Source organism: Paucibacter sp. B2R-40 (assembly GCF_025717555.1).
GTDB lineage: Bacteria > Pseudomonadota > Gammaproteobacteria > Burkholderiales > Burkholderiaceae_C > Paucibacter_A.
In genome coordinates, this window is the sequence record NZ_JAJIRP010000004.1 from 199936 (window position 1) to 221832 (window position 21897).

Sequence of the window (21897 nt, forward strand, 5' to 3'; positions counted from 1 at the left end):
CTACCTAAGCCAAAATCTCCACGCAGCGTGAGCAAGCAGCTTGCCTGCCCAAGCGACCCGACGAGCGCTAGATGCGCTTGAAGATCAAGGTGCCGTTGGTGCCGCCAAAGCCAAAGTTGTTCTTGGCGGCGTATTCCATCTTCATAGGTCGTGCAACGTTCGCGCAGTAATCAAGGTCGCATGCTGGATCTTGATTGAAGATGTTGATGGTCGGAGGTGCCACCTGGTTCTGCAAGGCCAGCACCGTGAAGACCGACTCGATGCCACCGGCACCGCCGAGCAGATGCCCGGTCATCGATTTGGTTGAGCTGATCACCAGATTGCTGGCGTCGGCACCGAATGCCAGCTTGATGGCATTGGTTTCGTTCAAGTCACCCAGCGGCGTTGAGGTGCCGTGGGCGTTCATGTATTGAATTTGATCGGTGTTCAAACCAGCATTGCGCAGCGCCGCACGCATCGAGCGCTTGGGGCCGTCAACACTTGGAGCGGTCATGTGATAGGCGTCAGAGCCCATGCCGAAACCAACCAGCTCGGCGTAAATCTTCGCGCCGCGCTTCTTGGCATGTTCGTATTCTTCGAGCACCAGCACGCCGGCACCCTCACCCAGCACAAAGCCATCGCGGTCTTTGTCCCATGGGCGGGAAGCGGTTTTTGGATCCTCGTTGCGCGTTGACAAAGCACGCGCCGAGGCAAAGCCTCCGAGGCCCAAAGGCGAAATGGTGGCCTCGGAACCACCGGCCACCATCACATCCACGTCACCGTATTCAATCATCCGACCGGCCTCGCCAATGGCGTGCAAGCCAGTGGTGCAGGCGGTCACGATGGCCAAATTGGGGCCGGTAAAGCCGTACTTGATCGAGACATGGCCCGAGATCATATTGATGATCGAGGCCGGCACAAAAAACGGTGAGACCCGACGCGGGCCGCGCGTCATCAGTTCGCCGTGGGTGGCTTCGATCATCGGCAAGCCGCCGATACCCGAACCCACCAACACGCCGATGCGCTCGGCCTGCTCTTCGGTCAACTGATCCCCGGTCGGCAAGCCGGCATCCTGCACCGCTTGGATGGACGCAGCCATACCGTAGTGGATGAAGGTATCCATCGCGCGCGCATCTTTGGCCGAAATGTATTCGGTCACATCGAAGCCCTTGACCTCGCCTGCGATATGGCAGGAGAAGCCCGAGGCATCGAAATGTGTGATGCGGTCAATACCGGACTGACCGGCCAGGATGTTGCTCCAGGCCTCAGCTACCGTGTTACCCACGGGGCTGATCAGACCAAGTCCAGTAATGACAACGCGACGACGGCTCATGCGATTAGGGGATTAGTTAGTGACTGCCAGACAAGCTCAGGGGCTTGTTCAGGCCTTTTGGTGCGTGACGGCGTAATCAATCGCCAGCTGAACGCTGGTGATCTTTTCGGCTTCTTCATCGGGGATTTCGATGCCGAACTCGTCTTCGAGAGCCATCACCAATTCCACGGTGTCGAGGGAATCTGCGCCCAGATCAGCCACGAAAGCCTTCTCATTGGTCACATCGGCTTCAGGCACGCCGAGTTGCTCGGCGATGATTTTTTTGACACGTGCTTCGATATCGCTCATGACTCCTCCAGGAGGGGGTTTGTTGGGAACAGCCCGGGATTCTAAGGCCTCTAGTGTGACTCGCCTAAAACTTGGCATTACTTCACGCTGGAGTACCCTCACCGGCCGGGCAAATCCGGTGGGCGAAAGCGGGATGCTCTCGCCACAATTCAGTCAAATTCAATTCAGCTCATGTACATGCCACCATTGACATGCAATTCGGTACCCGTAATGTAGGCTGCCTTGTGCGACGCGAGGAAGGCAACTGCATCGGCAATTTCCCGCGGGTCACCCAGACGCCCGACCGGAATCTGCGCCAACAGCGCTGTTTTTTGGGCCTCGGGCAAGACTTCGGTCATATCGGTCGCGATGAAGCCAGGCGCTACGCAATTGACAGTGATGCCGCGGCTTCCAAGTTCGCGCGCCAGCGCGCGCGTCATGCCCGCCACGCCGGCCTTGGCGGCCGCGTAGTTGGCTTGGCCCGCGTTGCCCGACGCACCGACCACCGAAGTGATGCTGATGATGCGGCCGAAACGCTGCTTCATCATGGTACGCATCACCGCACGACTCATGCGGAAGACCGCCTTCAAATTGGTATCCAGCACCGCATCCCAGTCCTCGTCCTTCATGCGCATGGACAAGGTATCCCGCGTAATTCCGGCGTTATTGACCAAGACTTGCAGGCCGCCATGGGCTTTGACAATGCCATCAACAGCTGCTTCCACCGCCGCCGCGTCATTGACATCCAAGACCAAGCCGCGACCACCAAGAGGCGCCAGCGCCTCGCCAATCGCTGCGGCTCCGGCTTCGCTGGTGGCCGTGCCGATGACCACAAAGCCCTGCTCGGCCAGAGTCATCGCAATCGAGCGGCCAATGCCGCGGCTCGCGCCGGTCACCAGGGCAACCTGGCCTTTTTCAGATGAATTTTCGGTCATATTCTTCTTTCAGCCCAGCAAGGCGCGCGCTTCGGCCAGCGTGGCAGCATCCAGCACCGAAGCGCCAATGAGTTCACTGTCAATTCGCTTGACCATGCCGGCCAAGACCTTGCCAGGGCCGCATTCGATGATGTGCGTCAAACCCTGCGCCTTCAAGGCTTGCACCAGCTCGACCCAGCGCACGGGGCCAAAAGCCTGGCGGTACAGCGCATCACGCAGGCCGTCGGCATCAGCCACCATGGCCACGTCCACGTTGTTGATGACAGGGAACTGCAGCGGCGCGAATTGGGTGGTGGCCAGCTTGGCCTTCAAGGCCTCGGCTGCCGGCCGCATCAGGCTCGAATGGAACGGAGCCGAAACGGCCAAGAGCAAAGCGCGCTTGGCTCCTGCTGCCTTGAGCAGCTCGCAGGCCTTGTCCACGCCGGCCTTGGTGCCAGCAATCACGGTCTGCTTCGGGTCATTGAAGTTGGCCGCCTCTACCGCCTCGCCCGTCGCCAAGGCTGCTGCTGCACAGCCTTCGCGCACGGCCTGGGCGTCCAGACCCAAAATCGCTGCCATCGCACCGACGCCGACCGGCACCGCTTCTTGCATAGCCTGGGCACGAAAACGCACCAGCGGCAAGGCCTCGCTCAGGCTGAGGGCACCGGCCGCCACCAAGGCGCTGTACTCGCCCAATGAATGACCCGCGGCAAAAGCCGGTTGCAAACCCGTTTCGGCGATCCAGGCACGGTAGCAAGCAATCGCTGCGGTCAACATCACCGGTTGCGTGTTGGTGGTCAGGTCGAGCTGCTCTTTCGGGCCGGCATGAATCAGCGCCGCCATATCTTGGTCGAGCGCCGAAGAGGCTTCGGCCAGCGTGCGCAGCACTTCGGGATGATCACCCCAGGCATCCAACATGCCGACGGCTTGCGAGCCCTGGCCGGGAAAGACAAATGCAAATTTAGCAGTCATATTTTTTTATTCAAAGGGAGTCAGATCGAGCGCTTAGAAATCAAGCAGCACGGCGCCCCAGGTGAAGCCGCCGCCCACGCCTTCCAGCATGACCGTCTCACCGGCCTTGATCTTGCCCGCACGTACCGCCGCATCAAGCGCCAAGGGGATGGACGCGGCCGAGGTATTGCCATGCTGATCCACGGTCACGATCAGCTTGTCCAAGGGCAATTTCAACTTCTTGGTGGTGCTGTGCATGATGCGGATATTGGCCTGATGCGGAATCAGCCAATCAATATCGGCGGCATCGCGGCCGGCTTTTTCAAGCACGCCGCGCGCGACCTTCTCCAGCACACCAACAGCCAGTTTGAACACCGCTTGGCCATCCATCTTCAACAGCGGATCACCGGTCACCTGGCCGCCGACAACCGTCCCTGGGACGCACAAAATGCCGGCGTGGCTGCCGTCCGCATGCAACTCGCAGGCCAAAATGCCCGGCACCTCGCTGGCGCCCAGCACCACGGCACCAGCCCCATCGCCAAACAAGACACAGGTGGTGCGGTCTTTGAAATCAAGAATGCGTGAAAACACTTCGGCGCCGATGACCAAGGCCTTTGAAGCGGCGCCGGTGCGAATCATCGAATCCGCCACCGTCAAGGCATAGACAAATCCCGAGCAAACCGCCTGCACATCAAAGGCTGCAGCACCGGCCACACCCAATTTGGCCTGCAGCAAGCAAGCGGTGGACGGGAAGATCATGTCCGGCGTGGAGGTCGCGACGATGATCAGATCGATCTCGCTGGCATCTACCCCCGCAGCCGCCAAGGCCGCTTGGGCAGCAGGCAGCGCCAAGTCACTGGCGGTGACACCTGCGTCAGCGAAGTGGCGCGCACGAATGCCGGTGCGCTCAACAATCCACTCATCCGAAGTCTCGATGCCGTCCTTGGCCAATTGCGCGACCAAGTCGGCATTGCTCAAGCGCTTCGGGGGCAAGTAGCTGCCGGTACCCAGAATACGTGAGTAACGAGCAATACCTGCAGCAGCGTGGGAAGCAGATTTTTGGACGGTCTGGGTGCTTGATGTCATGCAGCTTGAACGATTGGTGTCGCCTTGTCTTCGGAATCCACTGCCCCGACAAGCGCTTCTTCAGTCACTGAAGGTGCGGCCTGCAAGGCGGCGATGATGCGATCGTGCACCCGGTCGAGTAGGCGATTGCGGGCGGCATCATACGCCCGGTTCAAGGCCGTCCCGAAGGCCAACTGATCGGCCGCACCATGACTCTTGAACACCAAACCACGCAGCCCCAAGAGTGCTGCGCCGTTGAAGCGGCGATGATCAACCCGCGACTTGAAACGCTTCAGCACCGGCATCGCCAGCACAGCAGCAGCCTTCGTCAGCCAACTGCGCCCAAATTCCTGCCGAATGATGGAGATGATCATCGTCGCCAGACCTTCTGCGGTCTTCAGAGCAACGTTGCCGACGAAGCCATCACAGACCACCAGGTCCACTTCGCCAGTGAAAATATCTTTGCCTTCGACATTACCAATGAAGTTCAGCTGACCGCTCGCGCCGGCCTGACGCAACAATTCACCCGCACGTTTGATCGTCTCACTGCCCTTGATGACTTCTTCGCCGATATTGAGCAAACCAACTTTAGGCTCTTCCTTGCCATCGACCGCCGACACCAGGGCGCTGCCCATCAGCGCAAACTGCAGCAAATGCTCGGCCGTGCAATCGACATTCGCGCCCAAGTCCAGCATGGTGGTGTAGCCGCCGGTTTGGGTCGGCATCACCGAGGCAATCGCAGGCCGGTCGATGCCGTCCAAGGTCTTCAGCAAATAGCGTGAGACCGCCATCAAGGCGCCGGTATTGCCGGCCGACACGCAGGCATCAGCCAGCGGAGGAGCGCCATCAACCGACTTCAGCTGATTGATGGCCACGCGCATCGACGAATCCTTCTTGCGCCGCAAGGCCACCTCGACGGTATCGTCCATCTGCACGACCTCGGACGCCGCCACGATGCGGCAACGCGGCCAACTTGCGGCCTCCTTCAAGACTTCAGGCAAGCCTACCAAGAGCAATTCGGCATGCGGGTGGAGGGCCAAAAAGGCCTTGGCCGCCGGCAGGGTGACCGAGGGGCCGTGATCGCCACCCATGCAATCAATCGCCAAGCGCACAACATCGAGTGGCGCGGCCGACTGAGCGACAGGCTTGGTTGGCAGACTTGGGTCGAGTGTTGACATCAAAGCAGGCCGAGGAGTGAGCTCGGCAAAATAGACAAATCAAATTGCGCTACAAAAACACAAAAACCCGGCACTGCAACAAGGCACAGGCCGGGGATTTGTGAGCCATAGCAGATCAAAGCAACGCACCGCTCGAGAGCCGTGCGCAAGCAGAAATCTTAGGAGGCGTCAGCCTTGGTCTTCAGGACCTTGCGGCCACGGTAGAAGCCGGTTGGGCTGATGTGGTGACGCAGATGCACTTCACCCGTTGTAGGCTCGATACCGGTGCCTGGGGTGGCCAGGGCAGTATGCGAGTTGTGCATACCGCGCTTGGATGGGGACTTTTTGTTTTGCTGAACTGCCATGAAATTCTCCTAAGGCTCCGGTGATTGAGAGCACGCCCAACGATGATCAGACCGAGCTGTTCATCACTGATCTTGCGGCCCTGACTCCCCGGGAGCCGCGTTGTTTTGCTAAGTAAATTTGCTATGTACTCAAGCGTCACGAGCTTCTGCGCACCATGCGCCGGCCGCCTGCACACATTGACTCTGGCTTCGGGCTCGCATTTTTGCTCACCTTCTTGCCTTCCGCCAATCCCTGCGACATGCCATCTTGATTCTCGAACCGGGGAAAGCCCGCGATTGTAGCATGCAGCAACACGAACTCAAAGCACCTGCTTCATTTGAAGCCAAACCCTATTGAGCCGGCCCTTGCTTCTTCAGGGCCGCGAGCGCCGCGAAGGGGTGTGGCCGCTCCGACTGCGGCTCGCCCTCGGACAAGGCCGGATCAAGAGGCGCCGCCAGCGGCTCGGGACATTCCTCGTGGCGCGGCACCAAGGGCAGCGACAAGAGCAACTCATCTTCGATCAACTCGAACAAATCGAAGTTGCGCGAGAGCACCAGCACATCTTCTTCAGTTTCGGCATCAATCTCCGCCGCAGCCGCCTCGTCGTGAACAAACCGGAACCAGCGCGCGAATTCAACATGCTCCTGCACCGGCCGCAAGCAGCGCTGACAAGTCAGCTGAGCTTCAGCCGAGGCCTCCAGATGCAACCAAGCTTGCGCCTGAGCACCACGCGGCTCACGCCGCTCGCCGGTGGCCGACCATTTGACTGCAGCCCACGCGCTGGCGGGAGCCTCAGGCGCGGCCGCATCGGCCAATCGCAACAAGCTGGCTGCTGGCAACTCGCCATTCAATTGCCCACCATCGCGCGCAAATGCCGCGACATCCAATTTTTCCGGGAAAAACAAATGCTCTTTCATGCCTCAAGTGTAGAGGCCGACGCGAGCAAGCTGGCGCGGAGCCGCCGCTGGCAATGCGAAAATCAATAAATGAACGACACCCTCCCCACCCGAAACCTGATCCTCGGCTCCAGCTCACGCTATCGACGCGAGTTGCTGGAACGCCTGCGCCTGCCCTTTGATGTGTTTGCGCCGGACTTGGACGAAACCCCGCAGCCAGGAGAGACCCCACTGCATTTGGCCACACGCCTTGCAATGGCCAAGGCGCAAGCGGTGGCCCAACAATTCCCTCAAGCTGTCGTCATTGGCTCCGACCAAGTCGCCGAGCTCGACGGGCAAGCGATCGGCAAGCCCGGCAATCACCAACGCGCGGTCGAGCAGCTCAGCGCAATGAGCGGCCAAGAAGTGGTGTTCCACACCGCCGTCGCGGTGGTTTGCGCCGAGACCGGCTTCGCCGCCGGCGACATTGCTGCGGTGCGGGTTCGGTTCAGAAATTTGAGCGCCGCCGAAATAGAAAATTATCTGCACGCCGAGCAACCTTACGACTGCGCCGGCAGCGCCAAGTCCGAAGGCCTGGGCATCACCCTGCTCGCGGCGATCGAATCGGACGACCCCACGGCCTTGATCGGCCTGCCCTTGATACGTACCACGCAGCTGCTGCGCCAGGCCGGGCTAGAGCCCTTGACCGCACCTAAAACCGGAGCCTCAGCATGAAGAAGGGTCGCCTCTATCTGGTCCCGAACACCTTGGACTTCGGCGTCGAAGGCGCCGCAGTCGACCTGCAACAAGTGCTGCCGATGCACATCATTCAGACGGCAGCCCGACTGGAATATTGGGCCGCCGAGAGCGCCAAGACAACGCGTGCTTTCCTGAAACGGGTGGACGCCTTGGCGCCTCTGACACAGCCTTTGCAGAGCCTGCAAATTACCGAGCTACCGCGCGCACCCAAAGGCCGCATGGCCGACGCTGCCAGCCAGAATCAAGCCTGGAATGCACTGCTCGCCCCGGCCTTGGCGGGCCATGATCTGGGTTTGATCTCCGAAGCAGGTTTGCCGGCCGTCGCCGACCCCGGCGCCTTGCTGGTAGCAGCCGCGCACGAGGCCGACATTGAAGTGATCCCCATGAGCGGGCCCAGCGCCTTGTTGATGGCCTTGTCGGCCAGCGGCTTGAACGGACAGAGCTTCGCCTTTGTCGGCTACCTGCCGGTAGAAGCTCCTGCGCGGACCGCGCGCATCCGCGAGCTGGAGGCGCTGTCCGCCCGCCAGCAGCAGACGCAGCTGATGATTGAGACACCCTACCGCAATTCGGCCCTGCTAAGCGCCTTGCTGAGCGCACTCAAACCACATACCAAGTTGTCGATCAGCTGTGGACTCAGCCTTGAGCAAGGCTGGACTCGCAGCGCGACGGTGGAGCAGTGGCGCAGCTCAGGTGAATCGCTGCCGGACAAGATTCCGGCGGTGTTTGCGCTGCTCGGCTAAAGCCTGGGCATCGCAGTCCTGAGCCTCGGCTCAGGACTCCAGCGCGCTCGCAGCAGGCTTGGCACCAAACAGCGCCGCGACCTTGCGCTTTGGCCTGATATTGGCAGACACGCCGCGCGGCGCTACCGCGGTCGCGCCCTTGTCCCAAGACGGCAACTCTGCGCAAGCACTGGCTTCGTAGGGCTTGTCAAAGAATGTATCGCGTGCGGGGGTCGGAGCCCGATAGCTTGAGCGCGGAACGGCGGCTGAAACAGCAGCATCGCCAGCCGGCCGAGCATCCCATTCGCGTGGCGCACGAGGGGCACGCTCGGGTCGCTCCGAGCGCTCGGGCCGTGCACCCGGCCGCGTGTCTTCCAACTCGATGGGTGACAACTCGATGGTGCGCTTGAGCAACTTCTCAAGATCAGCCATCAAGCGCGCGTCCGAGCGCGTCACCAGGGTCACCGCCACGCCCGAAGCGCCGGCGCGCCCGGTACGGCCGATACGGTGAACATAGTCCTCGGCATTGAAGGGCACATCGAAATTGAATACCGCCGGCAAGTCGGCAATATCCAAGCCACGCGCCGCCACGTCGGTGGCCACCAGAATGTCGACCTCGCCCGCCTTGAAGGCCTCGAGTGACTTCAAGCGCTCGTCCTGCGACTTATCGCCGTGCAGCGCCGAGGTGCGTAAGCCGTCGCGCTCGAACGAGCGCGCCAAGCGAGCTGCACCGAGCTTCGAATTGACAAACACAATCGCTTGCTTGATGCCGCGCTGACGCAAGGTCTGGGTCACGGCCAAACGCTTTTCATCGTCTGTGACGCTGTAGAACACCTGCTCGACATTGGTGGCCGTCGCGTTCGGGCGCGCCACTTCCACGAGCAAGGGGTCTTGCAAATAGCTCTGTGCCAAGCGCTTGATCTCGGGCGAGAACGTCGCCGAGAACAGCAAGGTCTGGCGAGCCTTGGGCAAGAAGCTCAGGATGCGCTGGAGGTCGGGCAAGAAGCCGATGTCCAACATGCGGTCGGCCTCGTCCAGCACAACGTACTCGACCTGATTCAGCACGCAGTTCTTGGCCTCGATATGGTCAAGCAAACGGCCCGGCGTGGCGATCAAAACCTCAACCCCGCCTTTCAAAACGGCCGTCTGCGGCTTCATGTCGATGCCGCCAAAAACCACGGTTACGCGTAGATTCGTGTGCTTGGCATAGGCCTTGATATTGTTGGCGACCTGATCGGCCAACTCGCGTGTGGGCGCCAGCACCAGCGCACGCACCGGATGCCGCGCTGGTGAGGCGCTGGCGTTCTCATGCTTGAGCATGCGCTGCAACAGGGGGATAGAAAACGCGGCGGTTTTTCCAGTGCCGGTTTGCGCCGCACCCATTACATCGCGCCCGTCCAAAACGATGGGAATCGCTTTGGCTTGAATAGGCGTCATCAGGGCGTAACCTGAGTCATCAACGGCGCGCAATAGCTTGGCGTCGAGGGGCAGCGTGTCGAAGCGCGCCGGGGTAGGTTCAGGAGTAGCGGGCGTGATTTGGGTGTCGGTCATCCGCTGATTATCCGCTAGATGCGGAAATCACTGGGGTTTGTCCGAATTCTTCGCGCCGACAGACGCAGCTTGAGCCCCCATCACGTCTCCACGAAACACCATCCACCGGGGTGTTTTGAAACGCACGATACGCCAATAAATCGCCACATAAGTGACGCCAAACAAGAGCATACAAGCCAGCAACATCGGCGTTGAATCCCAGAACAGCAGCGCCGGCGCCAGCGAGGACACGCACAAGGTCCACAAATAGGGTGCGGTCATCGAGTTGCGCCGCGTCATCGCGCGTGCGTCCCGCGCGCCGACCGCCCAACGCATCAAGCGGCGATAGATCAAGGAATGCAAATGAATACCGTCAGGCTCGCCCGATGGCGCAGCTCGAATGAAACGCCGACGATAAACCGAGAACAAGGTCTCGAACACCGGATAAATGCAGACCGTCAACGGAAACAGCGGCGAAACCTGTGGGTGACGAGCAATCAACAAGATGCCGATTTCTGCCATGAAGAAGCCCAGAAAATAGGCGCCACCGTCACCAAGAAAGATCAAACCGGCCGGAAAATTCCAGACAAAGAAGCCCAAAATCGCCCCCACGCCCGCAAGCGCCCACAAGGCCAACTCAATATCGCCAACCTGAAAGGCGACGAAGCCAAAGGTCATCAGCATCAAGCTGACGCACATCGACGACAGTCCGTTGAAGCCGTCAATGATGTTGACCGAATTCGCCACACCTGCCACCGTAAACACAGTTGCCACTAAGGACCCGGCAGTCGTGGCCACAATCCAATCGAGCCCGGGAATGTCGGTCCGAGTAATTTGACCCTCCAGCAACCAGAACGCAAGCGCGCCTGACACAGCCGTCGCCAGCAAGCGCTTGGCCGGTGACACTTTCTTGGTCAAGTCTTCAATCAAGCCCGCAGCAAATGCAGGCAAACCGCATAACAGCAACAAAAAGCCCAATCGAGCATCAATACCACCGCGGAACCAGACAAGCAAAGCCAAGATCAACAAGCCCACATACATGCCCACTCCGCCAATTCGGGGGACGGGGCTGACATGGAACTTTTGGGGGCCGGATAGATCCGTGTCGGCCGACAAATGGCCATGCGACCGCGCCGAATGAATTACGAAAAGCGTGATCACGGCCGAAATGAAAAACGGAAGAAAGAGATGAAGCATGGGCGCAAGTGTAGCCAGTGGTCGAGAGTGCTTCGCCAAGCTTACGCCCACGGAGCCGCTAGAATGCGCCGGGTCAACAAGTCCACTCCGCTGGAGGCGACTTGGAAATCAATACCAAGAGAGAGTGCATGAAGGTCAGCGAAATTTGTCAGGCAGCAGCTAGCAAGCAAACTTCACCCGGCATTGCCACCGTCGGCTCGGCAAAGAAGAATCACTGGCCTCGTCAGACTGTCACTGCAGCGCTCGTCATTGCAGCTCAACTACTCAGCGGACCGCAGAGTCATGCCGCTACTGGCCCTGTCTCGGAAGAATCCAACCAGATCGGTGGCCCTGTTCGACTCAGAGACGCTAGCCAGAGTGGCAGTGAAGGACAGCAAGATCTGTCCGAGGGGAATTTGCAGCGCGGCAGCGGGCAACAACAGGGCGGCGGCACAAAGCCGGCCCCCATAGTCCCGAGCGAGTTCGAACGATATGTACAGCGATCGGTCGTCGGTGAAGAATTGATTCGCCGCTTTGGCTCAGACTTGATGAGCACCGCCGGTCGCGACGGCAAGTCACAGGAAAGCAATAGCCAAATTCCGCAGGACTACGTGATCAGCGTAGGCGATGAAATTCTTGTCACGCTATGGGGCTCGGTCGAAGCAGATCTGCGCCTGACCGTTGACCGCAGCGGCCGCATCAACCTGCCTCGCATTGGCCCCGTTCGCGTATCCGGCGTTCGTTATGTCGATTTGACGTCCACCATCGATGAACGTGTCGGTCAGGTATTTCGCAACTACAAGCTCTCGGCCTCACTCGGTCGCCTGCGCAGCATCCGCATCTACGTCACCGGCTTCACTCAGCGCCCCGGCGCCTACCACGTCAGTGCTTTGACGACCCTGGTCAATGGTTTGATGCAAGCAGGCGGCCCATCAGCAGCCGGCAGCTTCCGCCAAATCGAATTGCGCCGTGCCGGCAAGACCATCAGCAACTTCGATTTTTATGATTTGTTAATCAACGGCAACAAGACTGCAGACCAAACGCTGCAGGCCGACGATGTTGTTCATATCGGCCCCATCGGCCCTCAAGTTGCCCTGCTCGGCAGCGTCAACAAGCCGGCGATTTTCGAGCTCAAAGCACAAGACAGTTTGGCCGATGTACTCGCCATGGCCGGTGGCTTCAGCGCCGTGGCCGACCGTAGTCGATTCACCTTAGAGCGCCTCGATGCCCGCAACGAAGCACGCATCGTTGAAATCAGCTTGCCGATACAAATCAAAGACAAGCCGCGCGACGGTGACGTGCTGCGTGCCTTCAGCAGCGTTGACGCAGCCTTGCCTCAGCACCGCCAGAGCAAGCGCGTCAAGGTTGAAGGCGAAGTGCAGCGGCCGGGCGAATTCATTTTGCCCGCGAGCAGCACCTTGGCCGACGCCATCAAAGCGGCTGGCGGCTTGACCCCAGGGGCCTACCTCTACGGCACCGATTTCAGTCGCGAAAGCGTGCGTCTCACGCAGACCGAGAACTACGAGCGAGCTTTGCGCAACCTGGAAACCGAACTTACTCGCACCAGCGCCAGCCAAAAAGTCGCAGCCGGCGCCGATGGCGCTGCCCAAGCCGCGAAAGCGCAAGGCAGCGAACGCCTGCTGAGCACTTTGCGAAACGTCAAACCTACCGGGCGCATCGTTTTACAACTGCCCCCAACTGCAAGCAGCCTGCCTGAATTGGTTGTCGAAGATGGCGACCACATCCAGATCCCCGCCCGCCCTTCCAGCATCGGCGTGTTCGGCAGTGTCTTCAACGGTGGCAGCTATCTATACGCCCAAGGCAGCTCGGTTGGTGACTTCATGAAGCTTGCCGGCGGACCAACCAAGGGTGCAGACAAAGGCAGCACCTTCGTGGTCCGCGCCAATGGCAGTGTCGTCAGTGCCAAGCAAAACGGAGGCGGTTGGTTGATGTCCGGCAGCGTCGACGGCCTAGCCGCCGAACCCGGCGACACCGTTTTTGTGCCGGAAGAAATGGACAAGACCACCTTTATGCAAGAGGCCAAGGACTGGACGCAAATTCTTGCTCAGTTCGCCTTGGGTGCTGCGGCGCTGAAGACCCTCAAGAACTAATCAGCTGATCAGTCGATTGATTGACTGATCGCGACTACGGAACCCATTTAGCTGTGACTCAAGTGAATTCAACGCAAGCCCAAATGGCACAGACTGACACGCAGGGAGATGAAGATGGCATTGATCTTCTGGACTTGTTGACTATCCTCGCAGGGCGCTGGCGCTTGTTGGTCATTGCCCCCATAGCTGTAGGCGCAATTGCACTCGGTGCGACCTATTTGATCGCACCGACCTACACGGCCAAAACCAGCTTTTTGCCGCCGCAACAGCAGCAGAGTTCGGCGGCTTCGGCTCTGGCTTCCCTGGGCGCCTTGTCCGGCTTGGCTGGCGGCGCGGCCGGCATCAAAAGCCCCGGCGACCAGTATGTAGCGCTAATGCAAAGCGTCAATGTAGAAGATCGCATCATTGATCAATTCAAACTGATGGATGTCTATGAAGCAAAGTACCGTTTTCAGGCCCGCAAAACCCTGGAAAACAATGTCCGCATAGCGTTGGGCAAGAAAGACGGCTTAATCACGGTGGAGGCCGACGCCACCAGTCCGCAACTGGCCGCCGACTTGGCAAATCAGCATGTGGTCGAACTTCGCCGCCTATCCTCCGAACTGGCCTTGACCGAAGCCCAGCAGCGCCGCGTCTTCTTTGAGAATCAACTCCAGCGCACCAAGCTCCAGTTGACTGAGGCGCAGACCATTCTGCAGGGCAGCGGATTCAACGCCGGCGCCCTGAAGGCTGAGCCCAAGGCTGCGGCCGAAGGGTATGCCAGACTAAAAGCCGAAGTCACCTCGGCCGAGGTACGCCTGCAGACGCTTAGGCGCGCCCTCGCCGATTCGGCGCCGGAGTTGCAGCAGCAACTGGGCTTGCTGGCCGCCCTCAGGGCCCAATTGGCGAAGCTGGAAAGTTCGGCCAACAGTCCCGACGACTCGGACTATGTCAGCCGCTATCGCGAATTCAAATACCAGGAATCATTGTTCGAATTGTTCTCACGGCAGTACGAAGTCGCCAGGCTCGATGAAAGTCGAGAAGGCGCGCTGATTCAAGTGGTGGATGTCGCGACTCCACCTGAATATAAAAGCAAACCGAAGCGGGCATCCACGGCATTGGCTTCAGCATTCGCTGTCCTCTTGCTACTGGTGATCGGAATTCCGGTGCGCCACTTTTGGCGAGAGGCCAAGAAGGATCCCAGCAAGGCAGAGAAATTTGGGCGTTTGAATGCGGCTTTGGGCCTCAAGTAGACCCAAGGATTGATTTCACCAAGCCAGTCAACGGGTTCATGGCGAGAGGCGTGTTAAAGTCGCGGTCCGTTCAAGTCATGAACAGATGATTTCGATACGAATTCTATGCAACCCGACGACCTCGACTATCAGTTATTGAGCCAAATAGCCAACCAACAGAACGCGAATCAGCGCGACTTGGCGTCACGCTTGGGCGTTAGCGTAGGCAAAGTCAACTACTGTCTGCGTGCCGTTGTGGACCGAGGTTGGGTAAAGGTCAATAACTTCCGACGTGCAGATAACAAATGGGCTTATGCCTACGTCCTGACTCCGGGTGGCGCCAGTGCCAAGCTGCAACTGGCGCGCGCATTTCTGGAACGCAAGGAACGTGAGTTTGAGCAATTGCAAGACGAGATCAGCATGCTGCGTGGTGAAGTTTCACAAGATCAAACTGCCGAATGAAAGCAATCTTGAAACTCGTTTGCGGCTCTAGTCCCGACCAGTTGGCGCCCGCCGGATTGACTCAGACCCGATGAACCTCATTTCCACGACCAACGGCGAGAAGTTTGACGCCCGTGACGGAGAAACTCTGCTTGATGCCGCGACGCGCGGCGGTGTAGCGCTTGGATACAGCTGCCGAACCGGGCGTTGCAGCAGTTGCAAGGGCTTGGTACGCAGCGGTTCCACAATAGCTGTTCACGACGAGCTGGGATTGACCGCAGCCGAGCGCGATGCTGGCTGGATACTGACCTGCGTGCGGCATGCCAGCTCAAATGTCGAGCTCGACATTGAGAGCCTGGGGGATATTCAACTCTTCCCGGCCAAAACAACGCCTTGCCGCATTCACTCGCTGGAGCGCCTGTCCGCCGATGTCATCAAAGTCGTTCTGCGCCTGCCGCCCACTAGCGACTTTTGTTTTCACCCCGGTCAGTACATTGATGTGATCGGGGCAGATGGCTTGCGCCGAAGCTACTCGGTCGCCAATGCGCCGAACGCCGCCAAGCAGATCGAGTTGCATATTCGCGAAGTTGCAGGCGGTGCTATGAGTCGCTATTGGTTCGAGCAAGCCAAAGTGAACGACCTGCTCCGATTCAATGGTCCGCTGGGCACCTTCTTCCTGCGCGACACGGCGGGCAAGGATCTGGTTTTCCTTGCCACAGGAACAGGCATGGCGCCCGTCAAGGCCATGCTTGAGGGGCTGCGAAATAGTGCCGACGACGCCAACAAACCCCGCTCGGTCTCTGTGTACTGGGGTGGCCGCTCGCCGCAAGACTTTTATTGGGATCCCGCCTCGCTGGCCCCTGGCTTCGTCTACGTACCGGTACTGTCGCGTGCGGAGCCCGACTGGCCAGGCGCCCGAGGCCATGTTCAAGATGCCTTGCTTGCCAGTACGCCGGACCTGACCCAAACTGTGGTCTACGCTTGCGGCTCTGACGCCATGATCCACTCAGCCCGCGAGCAGTTGATTGCAAACGGCCTGCCCGACAAATGCTTCCATTCAGACGCCTTTGTCTGCTCGGCAAGCAACTGAAACTATAGGAATTCAAGATGAAAGCCGTCATCCTGGCCGGAGGCCTTGGCACCCGCCTGAGCGAAGAAACCGCCGTGCGCCCCAAACCCATGGTGGAGATTGGCGGTAAGCCAATTCTGTGGCACATCCTCAAGATGTACGCCCATCACGGCGTCAATGACTTCGTGATCTGCTGCGGCTACAAGGGCTATCTGATCAAGGAGTATTTCGCCAATTACTTCCTGCATACATCCGACGTCACCTTCGATATGCGAAATAACAGCATGGAGGTGCATCACAAGCGCGCGGAACCCTGGACGGTCACTCTTGTAGACACAGGTGACAGCTCGATGACCGGTGGTCGCTTGGGTCGCGTCGCCGAGTATGTCAAGGACGATGAGGCTTTTTGCTTCACCTACGGGGATGGCGTCAGCGACGTCGACATCGGCGCTACCATTGCTTTTCATCGCAGCCATGGCAAAGCAGCCACCTTGACGGCGGCTTACCCACCGGGCCGGTTTGGCGCTTTGGATATTCAAGACCAGCAGGTCATGAGTTTCAAGGAAAAGCCAAAAGGCGATGGCGCCTTGGTCAATGGCGGCTTCTTTGTGCTTTCCCCCAAGGTGCTGTCGTACCTGAAGGGTGACGGCACCATCTGGGAGCAAGAACCCATGATGCAACTCGCCACAGATGGTCAGTTGATGGCCTATCAGCACCATGGTTTCTGGCAGCCGATGGACACCTTGCATGACAAGCAGACGCTTGAGTCACTGTGGGCCAGCGGTGCAGCGCCCTGGAAAAAGTGGGGCTGAATGAGTATGGCTATCAACCCAGACTTCTGGCGCGGCAAAAGAGTCTTGCTGACGGGTCACACCGGTTTTAAAGGCAGCTGGCTGAGCCTCTGGCTGCAATCGCTGGGCGCCGATTTGCATGGCCTAGCACTAGAGCCGCCCTCCTCCCCCAACCTCTTCACTGAGGCGCAGGTGGAGGCTGGCATGTCCAGCACCCTAGGCGATATCCGCGACTATGAGGCTGTGCTCGCCTGCGTGGCAGCAGTCAAGCCGGAAATCATTATTCACATGGCGGCGCAACCCCTGGTGCGTCTGTCATACAGCGAGCCGGTAGCCACCTACGCCACCAATGTGATGGGCACCGTCCATGTGCTGGAAGCTGCGCGCAGCGTCGGCGGCGTAAGCGCGATAGTCAACGTCACGACCGACAAATGCTATGAGAACCGCGAATGGGCCTGGGGCTATCGCGAGGATGAGCCCATGGGCGGGTTCGACCCCTACAGCAACAGCAAAGGCTGCGCCGAGTTGGTGACCTCTGCCTACCGCCGCTCGTTCTTCCAACACAGCGACATTGCTCTGGGGTCGGCACGAGCTGGCAATGTGATTGGCGGCGGCGACTGGGCGGCGGACCGTCTTGTGCCCGATATCCTGCGTGCTTTTGAGCAGGACAGGCCAGTTGTCATCCGCAACCCCCACGCCACTCGCCCCTGGCAGCATGTGATTGAGCCGCTGTCCGGCTACCTGCTGCTGGCGGAGCGCCTGTACAACGACGGCCAGGCCTATGCCGAAGGCTGGAACTTTGGCCCACAGGACGACGATGCGCAGCCGGTGCAATGGATCGTGGAGCACTTGGTGCGCGAGTGGGGTCAAGGCGCCAGTTGGCAACTCGACGGCGGCGAACACCCGCACGAGGCCAACTACCTCAAACTAGACATCTCCAAGGCCAAGGCCCGACTCGGCTGGCGTCCGCGTTGGAACCTCGCCACAGCGCTTCATCAGATCACCAGCTGGCATCAGGCCTGGCTGGCCAAGCAAGACATCCGCCATCTGTGCCTGACGCAGATCCAGCAGTACACGACCGACCAGAAAGTACGACCAGCATGACCACCATCTCGCCGATTCAATTCACCCCGAAGTCCCCTGACGCCATCCGCCGCGAGATCGCCGCGCTGGTTCAACAATACGCCGACATTGCCTACGCGCCTCGGCCCTTCGTACCCGGAGAAACCGCAGTGCCGGTCTCAGGCAAGGTCATCGGAGCCAAAGAATTGCAGCTGATGGTCGAAGCCTCGCTGGACGGTTGGCTGACCACAGGTCGTTTTAACGCCGAGTTTGAGGAGCGTCTCGCCAAGTATCTGGGCGTAAAGCACCTGATCACGGTGAACTCCGGGTCCTCCGCCAATCTGGTGGCCTTCTCCACCCTCACCTCGCCGCGCCTGGGTGATCGGGCCATCCAACCGGGTGACGAAGTGATCGGCGTAGCAGCCGGCTTCCCCACCACGGTGAACCCGATCCTGCAGTTCGGCGCCGTGCCGGTGTTTGTCGACGTGGACTTGGCTACGCACAATATCGACGCCAGCCTGATTGAAGCCGCGATCACCCCAAAGACCAAGGCCATCATGCTGGCCCACTCGCTGGGCAACCCCTTCAACCTCGACGTCGTCACGGCGTTGTGCAAGAAGTACAAGCTGTGGCTGGTCGAAGACTGCTGCGACGCGCTCGGCGCGACCTACAAGGGTCGGCTGGTCGGCACTTTCGGCGACATTTCGACCCTGAGCTTCTACCCAGCGCACCACATCACCATGGGCGAAGGCGGCGCAGTCTTTACCAATAGCAGCGAGCTGAAGCTGATCGCCGAGTCCTTCCGCGACTGGGGTCGCGATTGCTATTGCCCACCCGGCAAGGACAATACCTGCGACAAGCGCTTCTGCTGGAAGCTGGGTGAGTTGCCCGAAGGCTACGACCACAAATACACCTACAGCCACCTCGGCTACAACCTGAAGATCAGCGATATGCAAGCCGCATGCGCGCTGGCTCAACTGGACCGTTTGGACGAGTTCATCGCCAAGCGCCGGGCCAACTTCGACTATCTGAGAGCGCGCCTGAAGTCTTGCGAGGAATTTCTGCACCTGCCAGAAGCGACACCCGACACCAACCCGTCATGGTTTGGCTTTCCGCTGATCGTGCGCGAAAGTTCAGGCATCAAGCGAGCCGATCTGATCAACTTCCTTGATCAGAACAAAATTGCCACCCGCCTGCTGTTCGCCGGCAACCTGACCAAGCAGCCCTACATGATCGGCCGCAACTTCCGAGTCAGCGGTGAGTTGACCAACACCGATGTGGTGATGAATCAAACTTTCTGGTTGGGTACATTCCCGGCATTGGGTGAGCCACAGTTGGACTACATCACTGACAAGCTCGAAGAATTCTTCGGCATCAATTTCTGATGGACACTCTCGCGACCCCTACCGCCGGCTCGGCCGTGGACCAAAGGTTCCAGGCGGCCCGCATGCGCCGTACCGTCCTGGAAATGGCGTTCGCCGGATCGACCGTTCACATCGGCTGCGCGTTCTCGATCATCGAGCTCGTGGCGGTGCTGTATCGGAACCATCTGCGCTATCCGGGCAACGACCCGCGGGCAGAGGGTCGCGACTATCTAGTCCTGAGCAAGGGACATGGCGTGATGGCACAGTATGCGTGCATGCGTGAACTCGAATGGCTGGATGACTCGCACATCAAGGGCTATTTCGCCGATGGCAGTCAGCTAAAGGGACTGTCCGACTCTCGCGTGCCGGGTCTCGAGGTCACCTCCGGCTCGCTGGGGCATGGCTTCTCCGTTGGCGTTGGCATCGCGATGGGGCTGCGGCGCAAAGGCGGTGACCAGAAGGTCTACGCCATCGTCGGCGATGGCGAACTGAATGAAGGCCCGATCTGGGAGGGGGCGCTGGTAGCCGCCCATCACCGGATGGACAATCTGATGCTGATCGTCGACAAAAACGGCTTCCAGGCCATGGGCACGACCGACGACGTACTGGCGCTCGGCGACCTCAGCGCCAAGTTCTCCAGCTTCGGCTTCGAAACGCTTGAGATAGACGGCCATGACGAAGCGGCAATCGACGAGGCGATCAACACCCTATGGCGCACTGGCGCGGGCAAGCCGAAGGCGCTGATCGCGCGAACGGTCAAGGGCAAGGGCGTTCCATTCATGGAAGCCGACAACCGCTGGCACTACACGCGACTGAACCCGCAGACTTTCGCCGAGGCCGTCAACGCGCTCGGTCTACCCGGAGCGACAACGTGAGAGACGCCTTTTCCAATGCGCTGGTTCGGCTGGCGCTGGCCGACCCGAAAGTGCTGCTGCTGACAGGCGACCACGGCTACGCGCTGTTCGACGAGTTCCGCAAGCGTTGCCCGGATCAATACATCAACGCAGGCATCGCGGAACAGAACATGGTCGGCATGGCTGCGGGTCTGGCGCGGGTCGGCTTCCGTCCGTTCGTTTACGGCCTGGCGGCTTTCGTGCCGGTCCGCACCGTTGAGCAGATCAAGCTCGACATCGCGCATGACGATCTGCCAGTGGTTTTGCTCGGCGACGGAGCAGGTTTCGTATACAGCCATCTTGGCACCAGCCATCAGTCGACTGAAGACATCGCATGCACTCGCGCGATCCCCGGCTTGCAAATCCTATCGCCAGCGGATCGCTTCGAGATGACGGCTTGCATGGACTTCGCGTACGCAAACAAGGGACCCGTGTATATGCGCATGGGCAAATCGGACCGGGGCGACGTGCATAGCGGCCCGATCTCAGCATTAGCGTCCGGACGGCTGCTGACAGTGCGCAAAGGCCGAACCGATCGTCCCGGCCTGATTGCAACCGGCTCGATGGTGCGAACTGCCATCGACATCGCGCAGGAACAGGATCTCTCGGTCTGGAGCGCCCCCACGCTGAAGCCTATCGCTGCAGAAGATATCCGCGCGGCGGCCCGCACTTCGAACGGCCTCATCACCATGGAAGAACATTCTGTGCTGGGCGGCTTGGGCGCTGCCATCACCGAGATCACCAGCGAACTCCAGCCGACTCGCGTGCTCCGCATCGGCGTGCCAGACCGCTTTTCACAACACTGCGGCACCCACGACTACCTGCTACGCGAACATGGCATGGATACGGAAACAGTTCGTCGGAGGATTTGTGAGTACATTGCCTCGCTCTGAAGCGCTCGACCTGCGCGGTCGGTGGATTTTCATCACGGGCGGAACCGGCTTCATCGGCCGATCCTTGCTCGACTACTTTGATGAATCAGCAACCAAAAACGGGCCCAACTTCCAAGTGACGGTGCTTAGCCGCAACCCCGCGAGCTTTCTCCACCGACACCCATGGTACGAATCAAAACCTTGGTTGAACTTCGTACGCGGTGAGTTGAACGACTTGCAGCTCAACAGCGGTAAGTTCACCGACCTGATCCACGCAGCAGCCGACACGCATCGACGTGGTGACCCTTTGGAATGGCTAGATCAACTCGTCAACGGAACCCGCCAAGTACTCGATTTCGCCCGGTATCACGGCGTCAAACGTTTCTTGCTTCTGAGCTCCGGCGCAGCATACGGAACACAGCCAGCAGACGTCGCAGCACTAGAAGAAGATATGCCGTTGGCGCCACTGACAAACAACACGCGCGCTGTCTACGGGAACGGCAAACGAACGGCTGAACATCTTTGCGCGCTCTATTCGGTGCAGTACGAAATCGAATGTGTGATCGCGCGTTGTTTCGCTGTAATCAGCAAGCACGTACCTTTAGATGGGCCTTACGCGGCAGGAAATTTTCTACGTGACGCAATGCAAGGTTCGAATATTTGCGTCCATGGCAATGGTCGTGCAATTAGATCGTACATAGATGGACGGGATGCTGCACATTGGCTCACCACACTTCTGAGCATCGGGAAAGCCGGTGAAATCTATAACGTAGGGTCAGAGAAACCCATCAGCATTCTCCAGCTGGCGGAAATAGTCCGAGCCCGCACTTCATGCAATGGCGCCGTGACATCAAACCCAGGCGAAAAAGACATCACTCAATCTATATACCTGCCATCTACTGCAAAAGCCCAAGCACTGGGCTTGTCCATCGAAACAACGCTAGAAGACTCAATCGATACAGCAATAGAAGGAATTAAAGCAATTCAAAGATAAAAAAGCTTTTTTCATCAGG

22 protein-coding genes are annotated in these 21897 nt (G+C 59.3%); 12 read left to right on the top strand and 10 right to left on the bottom strand.

The genetic code is table 11. The features are described 5' to 3' along the window. Positions 1–67 precede the first annotated feature (67 nt). From fabF to LNV09_RS10080, 8 genes are all read right to left on the bottom strand, one after another. Positions 68–1312: a beta-ketoacyl-ACP synthase II gene (gene fabF / locus LNV09_RS10045; protein ID WP_263556958.1), complete on the bottom strand. Its 1245-nt coding sequence runs from the start codon at positions 1310–1312 to the stop codon at positions 68–70. Between the two features lie 48 nt (positions 1313–1360). Next, entirely contained in the window at positions 1361–1600 is a 240-nt protein-coding gene (acpP, locus tag LNV09_RS10050; protein ID WP_263531622.1) for an acyl carrier protein, read from the bottom strand. A 164-nt stretch (positions 1601–1764) separates the two neighbouring features. Next, the gene (gene fabG, locus LNV09_RS10055; protein ID WP_263556959.1) at positions 1765–2514 is read right to left on the bottom strand and encodes a 3-oxoacyl-ACP reductase FabG; all 750 of its coding nucleotides are present in this window, start codon (positions 2512–2514) and stop codon (positions 1765–1767) included. A gap of 9 nt (positions 2515–2523) precedes the next feature. Beyond that, positions 2524–3465, bottom strand: coding sequence for an ACP S-malonyltransferase (gene fabD / locus LNV09_RS10060; RefSeq protein ID WP_263556960.1), 942 nt, complete (start codon positions 3463–3465; stop codon positions 2524–2526). A gap of 33 nt (positions 3466–3498) precedes the next feature. Next, entirely contained in the window at positions 3499–4476 is a 978-nt protein-coding gene (locus LNV09_RS10065) for a beta-ketoacyl-ACP synthase III (RefSeq protein ID WP_263557179.1), read from the bottom strand. Between the two features lie 50 nt (positions 4477–4526). Continuing rightward, on the bottom strand, positions 4527–5687 hold the full coding sequence (gene plsX, locus LNV09_RS10070) for a phosphate acyltransferase PlsX (RefSeq protein ID WP_263556961.1): 1161 nt from the start codon (positions 5685–5687) through the stop codon (positions 4527–4529). 158 nt (positions 5688–5845) lie between these two features. After that, on the bottom strand, positions 5846–6031 hold the full coding sequence (gene rpmF, locus LNV09_RS10075) for a 50S ribosomal protein L32 (RefSeq protein WP_263531618.1): 186 nt from the start codon (positions 6029–6031) through the stop codon (positions 5846–5848). Positions 6032–6361: 330 nt separating this feature from the next. Next, positions 6362–6928: a YceD family protein gene (locus tag LNV09_RS10080; protein ID WP_263556962.1), complete on the bottom strand. Its 567-nt coding sequence runs from the start codon at positions 6926–6928 to the stop codon at positions 6362–6364. Positions 6929–6997: 69 nt separating this feature from the next. Here LNV09_RS10080 and LNV09_RS10085 point away from each other — a divergent pair, with 69 nt between their 5' ends. Further along, the gene (locus LNV09_RS10085; RefSeq protein ID WP_263556963.1) at positions 6998–7621 is read left to right on the top strand and encodes a Maf family nucleotide pyrophosphatase; all 624 of its coding nucleotides are present in this window, start codon (positions 6998–7000) and stop codon (positions 7619–7621) included. Next, entirely contained in the window at positions 7618–8385 is a 768-nt protein-coding gene (locus LNV09_RS10090; protein WP_263556964.1) for an SAM-dependent methyltransferase, read from the top strand. The genes LNV09_RS10085 and LNV09_RS10090 overlap by 4 nt, the downstream gene beginning before the upstream one ends. Positions 8386–8415: 30 nt before the next feature. Here the strand turns inward: LNV09_RS10090 and LNV09_RS10095 are convergent, their stop codons facing one another. Together LNV09_RS10095 and LNV09_RS10100 are read right to left on the bottom strand one after the other, a co-directional pair. Beyond that, a complete protein-coding gene (locus LNV09_RS10095) occupies positions 8416–9915 on the bottom strand; it encodes a DEAD/DEAH box helicase (RefSeq protein ID WP_263556965.1) in 1500 nt (499 codons plus the stop codon). A gap of 27 nt (positions 9916–9942) precedes the next feature. Next, complete coding sequence (locus LNV09_RS10100; protein ID WP_263556966.1) at positions 9943–11091, bottom strand: MraY family glycosyltransferase; 1149 nt, start codon at positions 11089–11091, stop codon at positions 9943–9945. Between the two features lie 527 nt (positions 11092–11618). Between LNV09_RS10100 and LNV09_RS10105 the strand changes: the two genes are divergently transcribed. The 10 genes from LNV09_RS10105 to LNV09_RS10150 all read left to right on the top strand — a co-directional run bounded on the left by LNV09_RS10105 (position 11619) and on the right by LNV09_RS10150 (position 21878). Beyond that, positions 11619–13181 carry an SLBB domain-containing protein gene (locus tag LNV09_RS10105; protein ID WP_263556967.1) on the top strand — a complete coding sequence of 521 codons (1563 nt, stop codon included), beginning with the start codon at positions 11619–11621 and terminating at the stop codon, positions 13179–13181. 83 nt (positions 13182–13264) lie between these two features. Continuing rightward, the gene (locus tag LNV09_RS10110; RefSeq protein ID WP_263556968.1) at positions 13265–14413 is read left to right on the top strand and encodes a Wzz/FepE/Etk N-terminal domain-containing protein; all 1149 of its coding nucleotides are present in this window, start codon (positions 13265–13267) and stop codon (positions 14411–14413) included. Between the two features lie 105 nt (positions 14414–14518). After that, entirely contained in the window at positions 14519–14854 is a 336-nt protein-coding gene (locus LNV09_RS10115; RefSeq protein WP_263556969.1) for a MarR family EPS-associated transcriptional regulator, read from the top strand. 70 nt (positions 14855–14924) lie between these two features. Then, positions 14925–15923 (top strand): FAD-binding oxidoreductase, encoded by a 999-nt coding sequence (locus tag LNV09_RS10120; protein ID WP_263556970.1) that lies wholly within the window; start codon positions 14925–14927, stop codon positions 15921–15923. A gap of 17 nt (positions 15924–15940) precedes the next feature. Beyond that, positions 15941–16714, top strand: coding sequence for a glucose-1-phosphate cytidylyltransferase (rfbF, locus tag LNV09_RS10125; protein WP_263556971.1), 774 nt, complete (start codon positions 15941–15943; stop codon positions 16712–16714). Beyond that, positions 16715–17797, top strand: coding sequence for a CDP-glucose 4,6-dehydratase (rfbG, locus tag LNV09_RS10130; RefSeq protein ID WP_263556972.1), 1083 nt, complete (start codon positions 16715–16717; stop codon positions 17795–17797). Then, on the top strand, positions 17794–19140 hold the full coding sequence (gene rfbH, locus LNV09_RS10135; RefSeq protein WP_263556973.1) for a lipopolysaccharide biosynthesis protein RfbH: 1347 nt from the start codon (positions 17794–17796) through the stop codon (positions 19138–19140). Before rfbG ends, rfbH begins: the two co-directional genes overlap by 4 nt. Then, complete coding sequence (locus LNV09_RS10140; RefSeq protein ID WP_263556974.1) at positions 19140–19994, top strand: transketolase; 855 nt, start codon at positions 19140–19142, stop codon at positions 19992–19994. The genes rfbH and LNV09_RS10140 overlap by 1 nt, the downstream gene beginning before the upstream one ends. Further along, on the top strand, positions 19991–20905 hold the full coding sequence (locus LNV09_RS10145; RefSeq protein ID WP_263556975.1) for a transketolase family protein: 915 nt from the start codon (positions 19991–19993) through the stop codon (positions 20903–20905). Before LNV09_RS10140 ends, LNV09_RS10145 begins: the two co-directional genes overlap by 4 nt. After that, a complete protein-coding gene (locus tag LNV09_RS10150) occupies positions 20883–21878 on the top strand; it encodes an NAD-dependent epimerase/dehydratase family protein (RefSeq protein ID WP_263556976.1) in 996 nt (331 codons plus the stop codon). Before LNV09_RS10145 ends, LNV09_RS10150 begins: the two co-directional genes overlap by 23 nt. The last annotated feature ends 19 nt before the right edge of the window (positions 21879–21897 follow it).